At 35.7% G+C, this 18,142-nt stretch carries 15 protein-coding genes and 3 pseudogenes; 6 read left to right on the forward strand and 12 right to left on the reverse strand.

Annotation, left to right across the window (positions count from 1 at the left end; translation table 11 throughout):
- Positions 1-276 precede the first annotated feature (276 nt).
- Both SSOP1_RS17975 and SSOP1_RS17980 read right to left on the reverse strand, forming a co-directional pair.
- Positions 277-720 (reverse strand): hypothetical protein, encoded by a 444-nt coding sequence (locus SSOP1_RS17975; protein WP_063492837.1) that lies wholly within the window; start codon positions 718-720, stop codon positions 277-279.
- A 306-nt stretch (positions 721-1,026) separates the two neighbouring features.
- Positions 1,027-1,233 (reverse strand): annotated as a pseudogene (locus tag SSOP1_RS17980) (transposase); the annotation flags it as partial.
- A 70-nt stretch (positions 1,234-1,303) separates the two neighbouring features.
- On the opposite strand from SSOP1_RS17980, the pseudogene SSOP1_RS14635 reads away from it, so the two are divergent.
- Positions 1,304-1,613, forward strand: a pseudogene (locus SSOP1_RS14635) (IS6 family transposase); the annotation flags it as partial.
- 340 nt (positions 1,614-1,953) lie between these two features.
- Positions 1,954-2,841 (forward strand): annotated as a pseudogene (locus SSOP1_RS14640) (IS630 family transposase).
- Between the two features lie 338 nt (positions 2,842-3,179).
- Here SSOP1_RS14640 and SSOP1_RS14645 read toward each other — a convergent pair.
- The 3 genes from SSOP1_RS14645 to SSOP1_RS14655 form a co-directional block, all read right to left on the reverse strand.
- Positions 3,180-4,211 carry an NAD(P)/FAD-dependent oxidoreductase gene (locus SSOP1_RS14645; protein ID WP_010924061.1) on the reverse strand — a complete coding sequence of 344 codons (1,032 nt, stop codon included), beginning with the start codon at positions 4,209-4,211 and terminating at the stop codon, positions 3,180-3,182.
- Between the two features lie 6 nt (positions 4,212-4,217).
- Positions 4,218-5,876: a pyruvate oxidase gene (locus SSOP1_RS14650; protein ID WP_010924062.1), complete on the reverse strand. Its 1,659-nt coding sequence runs from the start codon at positions 5,874-5,876 to the stop codon at positions 4,218-4,220.
- An 810-nt stretch (positions 5,877-6,686) separates the two neighbouring features.
- On the reverse strand, positions 6,687-7,268 hold the full coding sequence (locus SSOP1_RS14655; RefSeq protein ID WP_010924073.1) for a class I SAM-dependent methyltransferase: 582 nt from the start codon (positions 7,266-7,268) through the stop codon (positions 6,687-6,689).
- A gap of 86 nt (positions 7,269-7,354) precedes the next feature.
- Between SSOP1_RS14655 and SSOP1_RS14660 the strand changes: the two genes are divergently transcribed.
- Positions 7,355-8,128 carry a DUF929 domain-containing protein gene (locus tag SSOP1_RS14660; protein WP_063492838.1) on the forward strand — a complete coding sequence of 258 codons (774 nt, stop codon included), beginning with the start codon at positions 7,355-7,357 and terminating at the stop codon, positions 8,126-8,128.
- 56 nt (positions 8,129-8,184) lie between these two features.
- Here the strand turns inward: SSOP1_RS14660 and SSOP1_RS14665 are convergent, their stop codons facing one another.
- On the reverse strand, positions 8,185-8,391 hold the full coding sequence (locus tag SSOP1_RS14665; RefSeq protein WP_048054278.1) for a hypothetical protein: 207 nt from the start codon (positions 8,389-8,391) through the stop codon (positions 8,185-8,187).
- 65 nt (positions 8,392-8,456) lie between these two features.
- Here SSOP1_RS14665 and SSOP1_RS14670 point away from each other — a divergent pair, with 65 nt between their 5' ends.
- On the forward strand, positions 8,457-10,253 hold the full coding sequence (locus SSOP1_RS14670; RefSeq protein WP_063492839.1) for a cation:proton antiporter: 1,797 nt from the start codon (positions 8,457-8,459) through the stop codon (positions 10,251-10,253).
- A gap of 78 nt (positions 10,254-10,331) precedes the next feature.
- Here the strand turns inward: SSOP1_RS14670 and SSOP1_RS14675 are convergent, their stop codons facing one another.
- From SSOP1_RS14675 to SSOP1_RS14700, 6 genes are all read right to left on the reverse strand, one after another.
- On the reverse strand, positions 10,332-11,090 hold the full coding sequence (locus SSOP1_RS14675; RefSeq protein WP_010924077.1) for a hypothetical protein: 759 nt from the start codon (positions 11,088-11,090) through the stop codon (positions 10,332-10,334).
- Between the two features lie 29 nt (positions 11,091-11,119).
- A complete protein-coding gene (locus SSOP1_RS14680; RefSeq protein WP_010924078.1) occupies positions 11,120-11,560 on the reverse strand; it encodes a hypothetical protein in 441 nt (146 codons plus the stop codon).
- Between the two features lie 196 nt (positions 11,561-11,756).
- Entirely contained in the window at positions 11,757-12,203 is a 447-nt protein-coding gene (locus SSOP1_RS14685) for a hypothetical protein (protein ID WP_010924079.1), read from the reverse strand.
- A 1-nt stretch (position 12,204) separates the two neighbouring features.
- Positions 12,205-12,645, reverse strand: coding sequence for a cytochrome c oxidase subunit II (locus tag SSOP1_RS14690; protein ID WP_010924080.1), 441 nt, complete (start codon positions 12,643-12,645; stop codon positions 12,205-12,207).
- Positions 12,623-14,155, reverse strand: coding sequence for a cytochrome b (locus tag SSOP1_RS14695; protein WP_173645069.1), 1,533 nt, complete (start codon positions 14,153-14,155; stop codon positions 12,623-12,625). The genes SSOP1_RS14690 and SSOP1_RS14695 overlap by 23 nt, the downstream gene beginning before the upstream one ends.
- Position 14,156: 1 nt before the next feature.
- Positions 14,157-14,915 carry a Rieske 2Fe-2S domain-containing protein gene (locus SSOP1_RS14700; RefSeq protein ID WP_009992566.1) on the reverse strand — a complete coding sequence of 253 codons (759 nt, stop codon included), beginning with the start codon at positions 14,913-14,915 and terminating at the stop codon, positions 14,157-14,159.
- A gap of 140 nt (positions 14,916-15,055) precedes the next feature.
- Here SSOP1_RS14700 and SSOP1_RS14705 point away from each other — a divergent pair, with 140 nt between their 5' ends.
- Together SSOP1_RS14705 and SSOP1_RS14710 are read left to right on the forward strand one after the other, a co-directional pair.
- Positions 15,056-15,649 carry a sulfocyanin gene (locus SSOP1_RS14705; protein ID WP_009992568.1) on the forward strand — a complete coding sequence of 198 codons (594 nt, stop codon included), beginning with the start codon at positions 15,056-15,058 and terminating at the stop codon, positions 15,647-15,649.
- A 119-nt stretch (positions 15,650-15,768) separates the two neighbouring features.
- On the forward strand, positions 15,769-18,138 hold the full coding sequence (locus SSOP1_RS14710; protein WP_173645070.1) for a cbb3-type cytochrome c oxidase subunit I: 2,370 nt from the start codon (positions 15,769-15,771) through the stop codon (positions 18,136-18,138).
- Positions 18,139-18,142: the final 4 nt, after the last annotated feature.

Below are 18,142 nucleotides of genomic sequence, written 5' to 3' on the forward strand. Positions count from 1 at the left end.
TCCTTTGGGCTTAGAGCTCGACGGTGAGCTTGACCTCCTCCAATTCAGACCGAAAGTTGGGCTTGAAGCCCGAATAAGGGTGAGTACACATGACGTTGTCCGATTTGAGCAAAATTAAAAACCATTATAATTACAGCATTTCATATTATACTATTCTTCATTATATTTAAGTATAAAGAATAATATAATATGTATTAATAAGGGAAAATACAGATAATTGTACAGTTTTGCAATAAAATTTACCATAACAACAAGTAAACACGTAAACGAACCTCGTTAATTAACGAGTACCTTCGTCCTAATCCTCGTCGAAAGAATTTCGAGATCACGATAGAAGTTAAGGAAGAATACCTCCATAACCACTCCCCTTAAGGTTGTAGACGAAGCCTTACCTTCCCTAATCTTAACACCACTACCCTCAACCGGAAGTCTAGCACTACCAACATCCTTAACTAAGACGTCCTCCCTAAAAATCCAAGCCCTATCGGCCATTAACTTAACGTTATCAAATGAAAAGGCTAGATCACTCAAATTGGCCAATCCAACCTTGAAGTCCCTAACGAAATTAGTCCTCCTTTCCACAAGATTACAGACCTTAAACCCGAAGTAGGACTTACCGTGCTTCCTACCCCAACTACCCTTATACTTCCTAAAGGCTGTGAAGTTCTTGAGCCTGGAAGTAGTATAACCCATGAGGAGAAAAACGTCATTGAACCCCATCTCCTTAAGGTCAAGTGAGATCTTCTCAAGACCGTTTTGAAGACTCCTCTTTCCGGGGTAGGCTTCACGGAAGAATATGTCAATTATGTGGTAGTACTCGAACCTATCGTTTTTTTCTCTCCCAACTTCAAGTTCAAAGCCCTTTTCCCTATACTCGCTGATCACCTTGTCCAAAGCCTTGTTTAACTCATCCATTAGTGTTGTTCTCATTGTCTCGCCCTCTTGAATAACTGTTTGTTGAAGTTTCTTGTAGAAGAAGAATACTGTGCTCTTTGGTGGAACTTTCCCGCCCAAGAAGTCCATAAACCTCTTACTGTCCCTAATTTCTCCCTCCAAGTTATTCCAAGAGATGTCGAAAACGAACTTGATTAGGAGGACTTTGAGGAGTGAGATGACGTTCCACTTGGGCTTCTTGGAGTAAAGAGACTTAAGCTTACTCCTAAACGTTTCCCAAGGGAAGGATTTATCCACCTTGAGTAAGAGGTCCTTTTCAGTTGAAATTGCCTTTACCATAATATTATCTCATTCTAATTTCTTATTAATATTACTCATGAATTGCCATTTTAATCAACTTGGATAACGTCACGTAGTTATCATGAGGGGATTGCGAGTAAGTACTTTAGAATAGGGTAGTTTACTTGCATGATGGTTTATCAGTTTGCAATGCCTTTGATTGGTTTAATGTTGGGCACAAGAGGGTCACGTTAGGCGATTACACTGAACAAGGGTTTAGGAAATTAAAGCATAGAGTCTCTTCAATGGACTTCGCTTGTAATTCCAATAAGTTAATGAGTTGGCTCTCGACCTTCTTCTTAATCTACAACCTCCTTTACATTCAAGTGTATTTAGTGGATAAGGGAGTGATGATAAATGCAAACATTTCAACTACATGAAATTGTTGTCCACACTCAGAAATGATGGGCGATTCATGTTTCCTTTACGAATTCAATTTGTTTCTCTAAAAATAGATAAGAATAATTGATTCTACATTTAGGGTAATGCTAATAATTTGAAGTATAGTCTTTTTCATATTAGGCACCACATGCTCCGCCTCTAACAAAGTGACCGTAGCAGATCGGGATTCTCTGCCACCGTAGGAGTTGCAAAGGGGACTAGAAGGGATTATCAAACTTAGTGAGGAGATGCTGGGTTGAACGAGTAGCGTCCTAAGCACATCCATTTTCCAGCATCTCCCCAAAACATATTAGACAAAAAAAGAATTATTAAAGATAAATGGGTGTGCTTAGGACACTAAAAAGGAGGATCAGAAAGCTGATCGAAAAGAAGCCCAAGAACCTAAACGAAACCAAATCAAGAGGAATATTACTATACTTGGAAGGAATGAACACTAGAAAAATAGCCAAGATACTACAAGTACACTTGAGCACAGTTTACAGACGGATCAACCAATTCGAGAAAGAAGGAGAGAAATGCCTATTCTACAAGGAGAGAAAAGGAAGAAACAAGAAGATGGACGAAAAGGAGATAAAAGTAGAAGAACTTCAAGAAACCATATGGGAAGCAAAGGCTTATATAGAGGAGAAGTTTCACGTTAAATTAAGCTACGTAACAGCTTGGAGAATAGCTAGGAAAAGATTGAAAATCCCCTACATATAACAAGAAGAGGCCCTTTAACGCAGATAACATCTTGAGGGAGAGGTTAAAGGGTGTTATTAAGAAGGGTGTTAAGGTGTTTTTCACGGATGAGTCAGGTATTCATCACGATCCTTCCAAGGTTAGGAGATTGGGGTTGTATAATGTTCCCGTTGATTATCCCAGTAGGAAGCTTAATGTTCTCGCTTCTATTCCCTTGTTTGACGGTGTTCCTTGTTTCATGTCCACCTATTCCAATGTTAATTTCAAGATCTTTGCTGAGTTTCTTCGCTTGTTTAGGAATTCCGGTCCTATCGTGTTGATCCTTGATAGTGCTAAGTTTCACAAGAATGCTTATGTTTTCTCCGTTGCTTCTCAGCTCGGCATTACCTTGCTTTTCTTACCTCCGTATTCTCCGGATTTGAATCCGATTGAGTTTGGAGGGACTTGGTTCGTGGGTTAATACTTATTATAATCTTGAATACACTCTTGATTCGATGGAGGAGGAGTTCTATTATTTGTTTTTGACGCATGATTATACAAGCTATTGGGTTAATAAGTTTCGTGACGTGCTCGAGAAACTGGAGGAAGAGGTTAGTATGAAACAATTTTTATCGATTCTCCTTTATTATTTATTCTCAAATTCTATCAAGTTTAATTCATTAACTATTCAGACTTATTCGAGTGTTCTTCTATATTTTGTATTGGGAAATATTAATTTCTCCTTCGCATCTCCTACGGTGGCAGAGAATCCCGATCTGCTACGGTCACTTTGTTAGAGGCGGAGCATGTAGTGCCTATTAAGAAAAAGACTATATTTAGATTTTTGACTACCTAAGAAGTAAGATGAAAAGTATTATATGTATTCAAATTTTTAAATTTTTATTATAAAAATTTACTTTATTTATCGTGTAATAGACTTTAGCAAGGGCTATGCGTTTTAAAAGTTTGGCGAAATTTCCTCTAACTGGTAATCCCATAAACACTCCCATAAAGTTGTTATCGATATCTACTATATCTCCTAAAGGCATTGGCTTAAATTTTTCATCTCTACCTTCAATTGCATTTAGTATTGCGTGGACACCAGATTGCATGGAAATTTCTGCGTTCGAAGGGTAAAATGTGGACGCACATACACCAGCTCCATAAACGTCCTTGTAATCCACAGAAGATAGATCCTCGTTAACGTTAATCTTTCCATCTTTTAAACTGAGTTTAAGATTTGTTAAAAAATTCGAGCCCTTGATTCCACCTGCATAAAATATGTGGTCTCCAGAAAACTCTCCTTTACTTGTTATAACAGTTTTACCTCTTATTTCTTCTACGGATGCGTCTAGAATTACTTCAACCCCTAATTCGGCTAGAATGTTTTCGGCCTTTAAGGAGATCTGGGGAGGCATATGAGGTAATATCCTAGCTCCTCTATTTATCAATATGACTCTTTCTTTCCCTTTTCTTTTAATTTTGCTCACCAATTCTATCGTACTTCCTACAACTTCGACTCCCAGATCTCCTCCTCCTATTACTATTAAAGTCCTAGCTTTTTCAATTTCATTATGCATTTTAATTGCGTCTTCAAAGCTCTCTAGTTTCATAACATGCTCGTTCGCACCTTTTATTTTAGATAGGTCTTGGGAATATCCTAGGGAAATAATTAATTTATCATAACTAATTTCTCCTTTATTTGTAATTATCTTCTTTTCATTAAATTTTATATTTACAACTTCTGCTACTATGTCAGGTTTTCTATAAACTAGAGCGCTTTCTCCATCTGCTAAGGTATGTACAATTTTTGGTGTCATTAAAAAATATTCGCTTCTATCTATTAAAATTGCATTAGGATATTTACTTTTAGCTGCGATACCAGCAAATCCTCCGCCAACTATTACAACTCTCACTACTTATCACTCTTCACTGGGCTCCAATTTTTCCCTAAATACAGATAATATGTAATTTTTAGCTTGAGTAAAAGTAAGTTTAGGTGGCATTGGTCTTTCATTAGGATCAACAACCGTATTAAGAACAAAGGGTTCTTCGCTTTCCTTCATCTCCTTAATAGCTGATGAGAGTTCATTTGGATCCTCGACGGTTACACTTCTTACTCCGATGGATTCAGCCAATCTAGAAAAATCTGGATTGTATAATTCTACACCCCACTCTGGATATCCCATAACCTCTTGTTCAAACTTAATCATACCTAATTTAGAATTGTTAAATATTACTACCTTTATTGGCCTTGAGTATTTCTTTGCAGTTATAAGCTCCATCATCGTCATAGCAAAGCCTCCATCACCTACTAACGCTAAAACCTCATCAGATACAAATGAGGCACCTACTGCACCGGGTATTCCTATACCCATTGATCCTAACCATGCTGAAAACACAAATTTTTGCTTGCCAGATGCTCTAAAATTCCTAGCCCCCCACATGGTCACATTTCCAGTATCCACTACGACTACTCCTTCGGTGAAAACTTTTGATAATTCAAAAGCCACTCTTTGAGGCTTCATTGGCTTAGAGCTATCATTTTCTGCCTTACTTAGCTCCTTAAACCATTTTTCCTTTGAATCTTTCATTTTTAGATAAAACTTGTCATCCTTTTCTTTAATTTTCGGCGTTATTTTTAATAGGAATTCTCCTACATCACTGACAATAGGTAAAGATACTTTTATTCTTTTGCCTATATTTGCTGGATTATTATCAACTTGAATAACATCCACATCCTTAGGTAAGAAATTCACGTAAGGAAAAGACGTTCCTAAAAGTATAAGTAAGTCAGTCTTATTTAATGCGTCTACTGATGGTTTTGTCCCTAGTAAACCTATCCCACCCATAACTTTATCATCGTAATCAGATAAAATTCCCTTACCGTTAAGAGCGTAAATTATAGGCGCCCCAATCTTCTCACTAAAATCGTTTACTATCTTTGACTTATCTCTTGCACCTCCACCAATCATTATCACTGGAGATTTGCTTTTATCTATGAGCTCTATAGCCTTGTCTAAGTCTGGATAATCATAGCTTATTTTAGGATAATAGAATTCGCCTTCGTATTCCTCCCCTTCCATTCTTAAAATATCCACGGGTAGGTTAAGATGAGCTACACCCTTCTTACTTTTAGCCTCATATACCGCTCTCCAAATTAAATAGCCGGCATTTTTCGGATTTATTATTATTTGATTAAATACCGCAACGTCATCAAATAGTTTTATCATATTTACTTCTTGAAAGTAGTCATGACCAATCATATCGCTTTCAATCTGCCCAGTAAGAGCTACTACCGATGCGTGGTCCATTTTAGCGTCATATAACCCATTTAATAGGTGGATTGAGCCAGGACCAGACGTACCCATACAAGCAGTAACGTTAGATGTGAGTTTAGATTCGACTGATGCAGCAAATGCTGCTCCCTCTTCATGCCTAACTTGTATATATTTAATTTCTTTATTTCTTCTTATGGCGTCCATCAATGGATCAATTGAATCTCCAGGTATTCCGTATATTCTTTTAATGCCAGCCTTAACTAATGCCTCAACTATTATATCTGCTACTGTTTTTGCCATACCTTATCTTATTATAATATAGCTAAAAATCTTATATTTATAACCTAGAAAATGAGAATGATAATCAATAAACTAAATTTTTCATAATATAAAGTAAATTTATAGGAAAATATTATAAATTAGAATTTTCCTTTATGTTATAGCTATTTTATACCATTTTTCCTACTTTAGGGAAACTTATTAATTGATTATAGGTACAATCTTGGATCTGAATAACGTTGATTACATAGAATTTATATACGTTCTCAAGATAGAAGGAAAAAGTGCATAATGACGTTGTCGCATTATATAACTTAAAGAAAAAGAAAAGGGGTTATGATAGGAGCCTCCATACCGTTGGGCTCGAAGGTTAATAAAAGGCGGCAGTTTTATATGAGATTTTAACGCATTTTAAAGATTTCCATAAGGCCCACTATTTCTACTAAACATTTTTCAATGAATCTTAACATTTACTCTACACTGATAGTTTTAAGGGATAAATATATTTCCATAACCGCATTAACTAACTAAAAGGAGAGCCTAACCTTAAAGTTATGAACACTACATTAGCCCTGTTTACCAGCTGAGTTGTCTGTACTTTCATATCTTTTCATTGGGGGGTCTAGAGAATTTAAATATTTTCTCCATGATAACGGTTTTCTAGTATTACCAAGGGAAAATATGATAACTGTTGTAAAAACTTCACTAAAATAGTAGTTTCCGTGCCCTTGATAAAGAGACAATCTATTTCCTCTACTAGCGGATTACAACAGTATTCTCTGCTTTGTTTACCTTAGTAATTACGTAAGGCATAAATAATTAAATCTAACCTCATTTACTCCAAACAAAGAACGAAAATCCGTTCTCCTCTCCATACCAATCTAATTTGAATTTATCTCCTAAATCCTTCTTTATTTTACCCCTAAATACTAAAGTATCGATAACTACAAACTTGCCTTTCTCTTTTAACACTCTATGAACCTCATCACTTATCTTAGTCCTACCGTCTTTACCAATATTTGATAAAAACATTACACTATACACAAAATCAAAATAAGTATCTTGGTATGATAAAGTGAATTGATCCGTAAACTCCCCTAACGCTATCTTAGCTTTATCAATCTCAATATTCTTAATTAAATCATCTCTAGAGACCTTTTTCCAGTCGTCTACTGCATGAAATTCTGCTTCACTTATTAACTTTGATAAGATTACAGTAATAAGACCATTTCCACAACCTAAATCTAAAATCCTTTTTCCATCTCTTATTAATGGATATAATCTCCTTGCAAGGTAAATCATTTCGTCAATGGATATCCCCATCCTCATTAGTGGCTTATATCTACTGTCAACGTTCTCTATTCTAATTCCAATCCTCGTGAGTTCTGGATGGGTATTCTCAAACATGCTCATTAGATAACTTCTCTCTGCATATAAAATAAAGATGACTACTAATGATTTAGGAAAAATTTTTTAGACACACGTTAGTATTATCATTAATGAATAGAAGAAACTTAATTACAGCAATAATAGGAATTATTGTAATAGCTACTGGGATCATTGTATACGCTACTCATTTTATAGCTTCTGCTCAACCAATTCCTGCTGGAAAGTTCGTAAAGATAAGCAATATCGACTTAGCCCCAAAGGGTAAAGTGATAATAGTAGAGCAATCCTGGTATGGCTGTCCAGTAGGTGCTGCGGCTTCTTGGGCAATATATGACGTTTTGCAACATTATGGTAATTTAAGCTACGAATTACATTACTCTGACCCGGATCACAATCCCGCTAACATTCCGGGACTAATATTCACCGGTTTCAATAGCACTTCAGTAGTTGAATTTTACGTAGCGTATGTCTATAACGAATATCTAAACGCTTCATATAACGGTACATTAATTCCTCAAAACGAGTTAATATCGGTTGGCGAACAAATTTTAGAGGAGGAAATTGCAAAAATGGGTTTATCACCACAAGTAGCTCAGTATATTATCCAGTATGAGACGGAAGTGGCAATACAACAATATGGAGAGCCTTCAGCACTTTATGTTAAACCTCCTCACCTAAATTTTGCAATACTAATCTCTGGTCCAAATGGTACTTATATTGTGACTACGCCAATAGTTAATCCCACAATTCTTGAAGGATATACACCAAGTTATGTTCTGAATAATTTAGATCAGTTTCCACAAATAGTTCAAGCAGCTCAAATGATACAAAACACCATACTGGAAGCTGCGGGACCATTGGCTGGAGAATGTCCAACAATTTAAAAAAGAACTTTTTTAATATTTAAATAAGAAACTTGATTTAGTAACTATTTTTCCCCTTAAATTTCCTTTCTAAGCGTAAGTATACTATTTAATATTCTTCTAGCCTCTGTTTGCTCTTCAATCGGCATTTTATCTATGTTTTCAATTACGTAATCTATTAATTCTTCTACTCTATCACAAGCTTCACAATCTACACATTTTTTACATTCCTCCGAAAGGGATAAGATTTGAGAATATATTTTCTTCAACTCAACAACTTTCATCAAATATAAAATATTCTCTTGGTAGTAAATAAACTTTTAATTTCTCTTAAGGAGTTTGTTGTTTGATGGATTATGCATTGTTGAGCTTAATGTTACTTTTCACCTTACTACTTGCGTTCATCTTAACTAGGCTAAAGGTCTCGCCAGTTATTGCTTATCTTTTAGGTGGGTTAATAGCTTTCAATTATTTTCATTTTGACTTTAACTCTTCATATTTTGAAATATTAAACTTTCTAGCCCTAAACTTGTTGGCATTCGAGATTGGTACCTCTTTCGATATTTCTAGAGCTAAGGAGTTGTTTAGGAGGGCAATGGGAATTGCGTTGACTGAGTTAATACTTATAGTGTTAATTTCTTACTTCATTGGACTCTATTTACTACACCTAGACCTATTTGCTTCATTATTCCTTGTAATGGCATCTATAGATACTAGCACTTCCATTTTGTACAAGATAATTGGGAATAAAGTGGATAAGAACGATAGGGACTTATTAGTGGCAGTAGCTTCAGTTGAAGATATTGAAGTTTTCTTCTTATATTCTATTGCCATAGCGCTTAACGGTTCCTTTAACGTTTTTAGAATATCGTTTGTAATCCTAGAAGTTTTCATAGCTTCACTGATAATTTACGCTTTTGCGAAGTATTTTCTCACCGGATTGTCAATATTCAAGTTTACGAGTTTTGAAGATGAGAGTATATTGATATTAGTACCAATAGTTTTAGTATTTGTATTTGAATATATTTCACAAGTTACTCAAGTCCCAGCTACTTTGACAATGATTTTAGCTGGTATAGCTTTTTCATCAATAAGTGGTAGTGAGAAAGTATTAAGGTATACTGGACCCATAAGGGAATTTTCCTTGATATTCTTTTTCCTTTCAGTAGGGAGTTATTTAAAAATAACTGCGGGTATATCTACATTTGTTTTAATATCCTTCATAATTCTTGCAATAAAGTACTTTTCATTCAGCACTGCATCTTGGGTTTCCGGGACTACTTTAGTCAAGGCGTTTACTAATGGCTTATACATGTTGCCTTTAAGTGAATTTGGAATAATAGTTTCATTGCAAGCACTACAACAAGGCATAGACATTGCCATAGTCTATTACATTTCAGTAGTGGTTGTATTGGTATCGTCAATAATAGCCTCAATTTTAGCAGTTAGGGTGAACGTTCTTCAAAGAGTTATTGGAATAGTTTACTCCCGTTCATACTTTTTAAGACAACTAGATTCCACAATAATATGGCTCAATAAGACACTTAGTACAAATCTTTCTCCAATATTAAGGTCTGTATTGTTTAGGGGATTTGTAAAGATGTTCTTATATTTAATCCTGCCTTATGTATTATTTCCTATCATAAACAGTATTGTTAAGAGTATAATTGATCCCATCAACAATTTAATTTTACAGTATTTGCTTTACTCTGGAGAGATAGTTATTGCCCTCTTTCTCTTATATTTATTCCTATTAGAAGGATCTCGACTATATTCTATTATCAATAATGAAATATTAGTTAGGATAGTCAGAGTAAGAAGCAGGCTATTTAAAGAGTTTTGGTTTGGACTAACCTCATTCTCTTCAACATTTTATACCATAATACTCACTATTATCTATATTATTTTTGAGATAATTCCTCTATTATACAACTTTCCAATAAGACTAGTTTTCGTCCCTCTCTTAATAAGCTTATATTTCATTTACAGATATAGAGCCCCTCCCATAACGTATACGCGTATAGATAATAAGGAGGCAGATAAAATAGTAAAGCTAAGTGTGAAAGTTATCAAGAAAATGAGAAAAAGGAGGAGCAAGAGGAGTATAATATCAACAACAAAAACAGTAAGGAGAGAATGGTCTTAGAATTCTCATGATATTTTCACAACTATTATATGATAATGAGTAATTAATGTTGAAGATTATCGCCGTGCAAATTAGCCTCTATTTAGTCACTTTTCGCAATGTATTAAATTCTACTAAACCACTATGCAATCTATGTAGCGAACTTGATAAATGCTTTAAGAATATTACCGTAAGAATTGGAAGAGATACATAAGCTATAAATACTGCCTGCCACCCCACAGTTGTCAAGAATATGAGATTGCTTACTTCTACAGATTCAGCTAATAAGACTGGTATTGACACACAACAAGATGCTCCAGCTATTATACCAATTAATGGAATGAAGACTAAATATTTCAATTTTTTATTTAAAGAGATAATTGTGATTAAACTAGAGGTTACTAAGATAGCAATATAGAGACCCATCGATATACTATATAGAGAAAGATCAATAACAATATTGGGTGGGATAAAGGCAGTTATAGTCGGGTTAAAAATTAAGGATAAACCCAAATTCGTTATACTGGGTGAAATACCAAAGGGTGTATTAAATAAGGAGACGAATGCAGTTTGAGGATTGGATATCGTAGGTTTATAAATATAAGTTAATAGTTCAACTATGGCTACACTATAAACTAAGTAATGGGTTATTAAATAAGAGAAGAAAATCCCCCATTTGGTACCTTTTCTTTTATATGATCCCATAACCTGAAGTTCTGCTCTGAATACGGTATTGAAGAGTAGATATGTTAAAAATATCCAAAAGGTGACAATTGGGATTAACTCATTTAATGGAAACATGTAAGCCAATGCTAAGCTCATGACAATTGGGATTGTGGAAAGAAAATATAACTTCATAAATAAAAATAACTACGAAGGGATTAAAATTATTTTATCAAACTCAACAATTGACTTATGGACGGCATTGAGGTGGAAGTTGTTGCTACGTAGCTGATATAATATACCTTTCCTCCATTAAGGATATAAAGGGATTCTGAAAGTCCATGAGAGTAATATGATATTAAATAGTTCTCATATTGCTCCACTTGCCCTAATGAGTTTGCGTAAAAGAAGCTCTGCGCTTGCGTAACGGAAGGGAAGGAGTACTGGGTTATAACTAGGACATTACCTTGAGAATCTATTAGTATTTCGGTTACTGTGTTATTCCCAGAGTAATAATTTTGAACGCTCCAACTTCCCCCAAGTTCCCTACTTACTGCACTGGTTGATATAAAGGGATTCACTACTGTAAGGACTCCAGATGATAATACCACCAATGCAGCAATTACCATTACTACTATTGGTACTACAATTTTACCTTTTTTCATAACTCTCTCCTTATAGTATACTATCTAAAAACTATTTAATAAGCTTTTCTTCTTACTCATAAAAATTAGTATAACTTCCATAATTATTAATATTTACTGATTTTGATATAGCATAAATGGAGTGGACCTAACTTGATAATTCATATTTATTAAAATAATTATATTAAATAGAAATAAAAAAGAGATTAACTTTAGTTTACTCTTGATAGTATAATTTATAAACAAGGTAGATAATTGACGCGAAAAGTAACAAATCCGCAGAGGCCAGTGTTGCGGTTATAAATTGATAGGTTGACATCATAAACATCTCATAGGTTACTATAATTGCGAATAATAAATCCAAAATTAGTGCCATATAGTAATAGTTTATTACGTTTACTTTCCTTCTAATAGTTTGAACTTCCGATGGAGCTCTAAATTTAACTGATAAGAACACTATACTCCCCATGAATACTGCAAAAACTCCGCCAGCTGCTATGTAGGTTACGCTCCATAATGTTTCCACGTATGTTGTTATTGGACTTTGTGTAAGATATGATAGATTTCCGAAATCCCCTACCCATAGAAAGAAAAAGAAGAATGCTAATATGGTAACTATCCACAGAGCGTAGTCCTTAGAAGTCATCCTCCTATTAGTAGCCATACTAACTCACCACTACTAAGGTTCCTTTCATTAAGTAATGACCAGGACCACAAAATTCGGCACACCATATATCATATACTCCAGGCTTGTTAACCACTATGTAGAAATCGTATACATACCCTGGTATTGCTTCGAACTTGAACCCTAACTGTGGTATATAGAATGCGTGAATTACATCCTTAGATGTGATTTCAAGTAAATAGGTCTGATTAGCCTTTAATACCAGTTGATCAGTAGTGGTAGTACCATTGGGGTATATGAATTCCCAAGCGTATTGCATAGCTACTACCTTAATTGGAATAGCGTCTTGTCTTTGAGTAGTCGATAGATAGGCTCCGGTGTTTATTGAGTTTAGATAAATATCTGAAAAAACTCCTAAAACCGTTAAGATGACAATTGCAAATACGATGGTTGATAGTTCAAATATTCTTGCTTTTTCCAATTCCCATCACCACATTTATAAAAATTGAAATTGAGAACAAAACTAATGAAAAACCTAAATATTGACCTATTAAAAACTGGTTAATTATAGGATTGTTTGAGAGTATAAATACCTCGTATAGAGAGTATATTAGCCCACTTAATACCAATCCATTAATTAATAGTACTAATAGCCCACTTAATATCCTCCTCTCCTTATACTCAATTACAACTCCACCATCAGTTAACGGAGAACTTTGCCACTTAGCTAAAACTCTAGGCTGAGCAACATACCTTAATAACGGCCAAATTACTGCGAAACATACTAGAAATATTACACCATCTACCTCCGTACCTATCGGTCCAATATCCCTTCCCGGTGTTAAAGCCGCCCAAACACTATTAACTATAAAGCTTACTATGAAACCAGTTCCTATTGCAATTGATGCTGGCCTTAATGCTGGATGCGGAGCCTTATGCCTAAATACATATTCCTCTATAAATGGGAATAATACAGTAACTACAACCCAGCCTAAGAATATGAGAGAGGCATTAGTTGGACTTACGGATTTATAGAAGAAGTAAATGAAAAGGAAGTACCAGTCAGGGACTGGTGGAGTTTGCGCTGCTTCCACAGGGTTAAATGCAGGCATTATATATTTAGGAGTACCGCCAATAATAACAATATTAAATGGTATTGCTCCAGCTATTAGAAATATTGCACCAAAAGTTAGTAGAAAGATCATTATTACCATTCCTATGGACCTCATTAAGGGTTGCAACTCCCATTTGGGATCGGACTTCAACTTATCTTGATACTCATCTATTAACTCCGGATCTCCAGGTTTAACTTGAGATACTGGTGGAGTTATACCGTGTTTTTCGAAAATATACAGATGTAATCCTATAAGTGCTAGTATTAACCCACCAACTATCCAGTGAAATACGAAAAATCTCTGTACTAATGGATCCACACCAGACATTATACCAGGCTGATCGGGATTTACTACAGTGAATAGTGAGATTAGATAACCTAAGTTAAACGGCATGTATGAGAATAAATTTAGTCCAGTAGTTGTTGCAACCCATGAAATCAAGTTGTAAGGTAACGAATATCCTAAATAGGCTTCAGTTAACGTTAATCCTGCTAAACCAGCTCCGACTATCCACATTATTTCTCTTGGTTGTCTATACGCTCCTACAAAGAAGTTTCTGGTCATATGAACTAGGAGTAAAAATACCATAGCGTAGGCTCCCCAACTATGAAGGCTAAACAGAAAGGCCCCATATGGAACTTTGCTTATTAGATAAGTAGTTGAAGTGTAGGGGTCGCTTGGCGTATAATAAAGCGCAACTAGGGCACCAGTTATTACTTCAAGTATGAACGCAGATAATACCAGCCCTCCAAGCCAATAATCTATGGAGTAAGCATATCTAGGTGCTGGTCTTAGAGTATGGCCATAAATCCCTAATCTATCATCTAACCATTTCATAAACCTATCGAACAAACCATTACTTTGCTCATCTGCCACGCTAACCACCCTTACTACAAGACGGATTTGAGGGTACACTGTAACTATATCTAGGATCGTAAAGCAGGTTATCAGCTGGAGTAGTTCTGGGTATTGATGCACTGAAATATGGAGCATTAGTACCTATTGCGTATATGTCTCCAGTATTTTGGTCATATTCTAAGAAAATTATAGGAAGAGGTCTTGGGGCAGGTCCCCCAACTACTACGCCACCCTTCATTAAGGAGTAAAGAGAGCCATGGCATGGGCAATGAAGGACTGAATTTGTCACATCTAAACCCGGATTATTCTCAGAGGTCACTAAAACTTGTGCAGGGAGTTGGCAACCTAGATGTACGCAAACGTCAGAGAATGCGTATATAGAGTTATTTGGACCTACACCTTGTATGGTTTTAATTTGCCCTATTGGGCCTGCATATTGTCCGTAATATGGATTTGGTATTTCTGGAACCGGTTGACCCAATAGTGCTTGTAAGTCCACTAGGAAACAAGGTTCATTAGTTAGTGGATAAGCGAAAAAGTAGACTGGACACCCTGAACTTTGCGCTTGTTGCTGGATATCCTTAATATTAGCTATCCTATATTTAGGAAACCCAGATAATCCATCAGTGTTATTTGCGACTAAATACTGCTTTGACATGGTGCCTATTTCATTGTAGAAGTACCCTACGTAATCTGCTAATGGTTTTATTAAGGGTGCTATTGCAACTGCAGCTCCTACCACTAAATATAGTCTCAAAAATGTCCTTCTGTTCATCATTCTACTATATCTTAATAAGATATTTAAGTTTTATCTTATAACATTATTAACTTATGTTTACATTCTTTAATATAGAAGATGATTATGATACTCTACATAAGGTTATAAATTTATAAATCAAAGTTGCATTAATTTAGCATATGAAAGCACAGTCCTCTCTTCTGCCCGTAATCGTTGGAGTACTAGTTGCAATAGTAGCGGTGGGAGTTTCAGTTTACGCTTACTATGAATATCAAGTACTCTCAGCACCCACTTCTACAGCTACCAGTACTTCCACTTCCACCTCAAGTCAAATACCATTAAAATATGATTCCACGAATAAGACAGTATTTTTAATAATTTCTGTTCTAACTACCGGACCAACTTTTAATTTTAATGGTACTAGCAATGGGCAATTGAAAATTTATATTCCTGCGGGATGGTCAGTTTACGTGAAATTTGTGAATGAACAATCACTACCCCACAACTTAATTCTTTTACAAAACACTACTGCGACTCCAAGTAATCCTGATGTTGGACAGTTTGGTAAAATACTATATATAGTTGGCGCTACCACTAGCAATTATCAAACTAGTGGAATTTCAAGCGGTCAATCAGATAGTGGACTATGGGGACCGTTAAGCGCTGGAACTTACATGTTAGTTTGTGGTATCTTAGGACATGCACAAAGCGGAATGTGGGCAGTAGTAATTGTTTCATCGAACGTGACTACTCCTTATACCACAACTAGTTAAGCAGATTAAAGATAAGAACCATATATTTTTTATTTAATCATTTAAGTAACCCTAAATTCATTAGGTTTACTGGCTTTTAATAGAAAGATTTAAAAAATAAAATTTTAACACTTAATATGATGAACATAAAAAGAGTTTTAAAAGTAGCGTTATTCACAACAAGTGCAAGCGATATTGGACAAATGTATATAACGCTAGGTATAATTGCACTATTGGCTGGGGCAGTAAATGCAGCGCTAATAAGATATCAGCTAACTTACCAAAGTTTAAGTGCGGTAGACTATTATAATGCAGTATCATTGCATGGCATCTTCATGATATTCTTCATGGTAATGCCCATTTCGGTAGGTTTCGCAAACTATCTAATACCTAGGATGATAGGAGCTCATGATTTATATTGGCCTAGAATTAATTCCTTTTCCTTTTGGATTTTAGTTCCATCTGTCTTCCTAGGACTTATAGCTCCTTGGTTTGGACCCGTTAATACTGGTTGGTACATGTACGCACCACTATCTGTAGAGACTTCAGTAAATTATGGACTTGGTACCACATTGGTTGAAATAGCTCTTATACTGTCTGGTATTTCATCTACATTAACTGGAGTAAACTTCCTAATGACTATAATAAAATTAAAGAAAATACCATACTTTAAAATGTCCCTATTTACATGGTCTTTCTTCGCCACATCAATCTTACTAGTGGTCGCAATGCCACCATTAACTGCGGGACTAGTTTTCGCTTATTTAGAAAGATTATGGAATTTGCCATTCTTTGATGCGTCGTTAGGTGGATCTCCAGTACTATGGCAAAACCTGTTCTGGTTCTTTGGACATCCAGAAGTCTACATATTAATTTTACCCGCAATGGGTCTAGTTGGTGAAATTCTACCCCGAATGGTGGGTAGGCAGATTTACGGTTACAAGGCATTAGCATTATCGTCAATGGCCATAGCATTTCTAAGTGTACTAGGAGTATGGATGCATCACATGTTCACAGCTATTGACAATACGGTAGCCCAAATAGTATCATCGGCTACCACGATGGCAATTGCAGTGCCCTCTGGAGTGAAGGTATTTAACTGGACTGCGACCTTATATGGAGGTGAGATAAGATATAAGGCACCCACGATTTTAGTAATATCCTTTATAGCCATATTCTTGGTTGGAGGAATTACTGGAGTATTCTTTCCGTTAGTACCGCTAGATTACGCATTCAATGGTACCTATTTAGTGGTAGGACATTTCCATTACATGGTGTTTGCAATACTCTTTGCGTTATTAGCTGGTTTGATTTATTACTTCCCGTACTTTACTGGTAAGTGGTATCACGATGATATAGTGAAAAGCGGAACTATAATGATAGTGGCTGGTGCATTTCTAATAGCTACTGGCATGATTATTGATGGAGTCCTAGGAATGCCCAGAAGATATGCTTCAGTTCCTTCACCAATTTACATACCATTCCAAGATATGATTGATGTCGGAGGAGTGTTAATGGGAATAGGCCTACTAATGGCTTTTGGTGATTTGTTGTACTCATGGATAAAGGGAAAGGCTGTAGAAACTGTAGATCCCTGGAACGCTATACAGATAGGTCAACCAGATTTCTATATAAAACCGGTTAAACTACCGTTAAGTTTTGGTAAATCATTGGATGGTAGTTTTGATGAAGAATATCATGGAGTGAGCTTTCCATATTACAGCATACTTGGAATAATGCTTTCATTTGTGCCCCTAGGTTTCATGTTTGGGTTCATTAACTTAATGCCAGTAGGTATATTATTCCTACTAGCGTTTATGGGTGTTGGCGTGTATTGGGCATATGATCAGTGGTTTAAACAAATACCTCCACCAATGCAACTTGATGGAGGTTCACCAGTTTCCGCTGGTAGTGTAAATAATGGATTAGCATTAACACCGTCACTAGGAACTATTATAATGAGAGATGCGAGGTCGGCGGTTTTATGGTTCATATTAGCTGAGATATGTCTTTTCGGATCCTTTATAGGAGGGTATATGTTTGTAGCTAGCCCTATTACTAATCCCATAGCATATGCTAATGTACCACCATTAAAAGTTGAATATTTCCCACTACCGGTAATAATGACAATTATATTACTTTCAAGCTCGATACCAGCACATTTAGCATATGAGGAGTTCAAGAAAGGGAATATGAAAATGTTCAAGGCATTAGGTATACTAACTGCGGTTATGGGATTCACATTCCTAATGGGACAAGTTTACGAGTTTACGCATGTCATACAATTTACTCCACAACAATCAGCATTTACTGCGTTCTTCTTTAGTACGGTAAGTCTACACGGATTTCACGTGATTATGGGACTGGTAGTGTGGGCGTTCGTACTATTAAGGGCTTATAAGGGAGTGACACCTTATGGAGGTTCAGTTGCTGCAACGTATTATTGGCACTTCGTAGACGCCATATGGGTTGTAGTTTTCAGTACGTTCTATCTCCATCTCTTCGTATAAGGTG

The sequence above is a fragment of the Saccharolobus solfataricus genome, from assembly GCF_900079115.1.
Lineage (GTDB): Archaea > Thermoproteota > Thermoprotei_A > Sulfolobales > Sulfolobaceae > Saccharolobus > Saccharolobus solfataricus.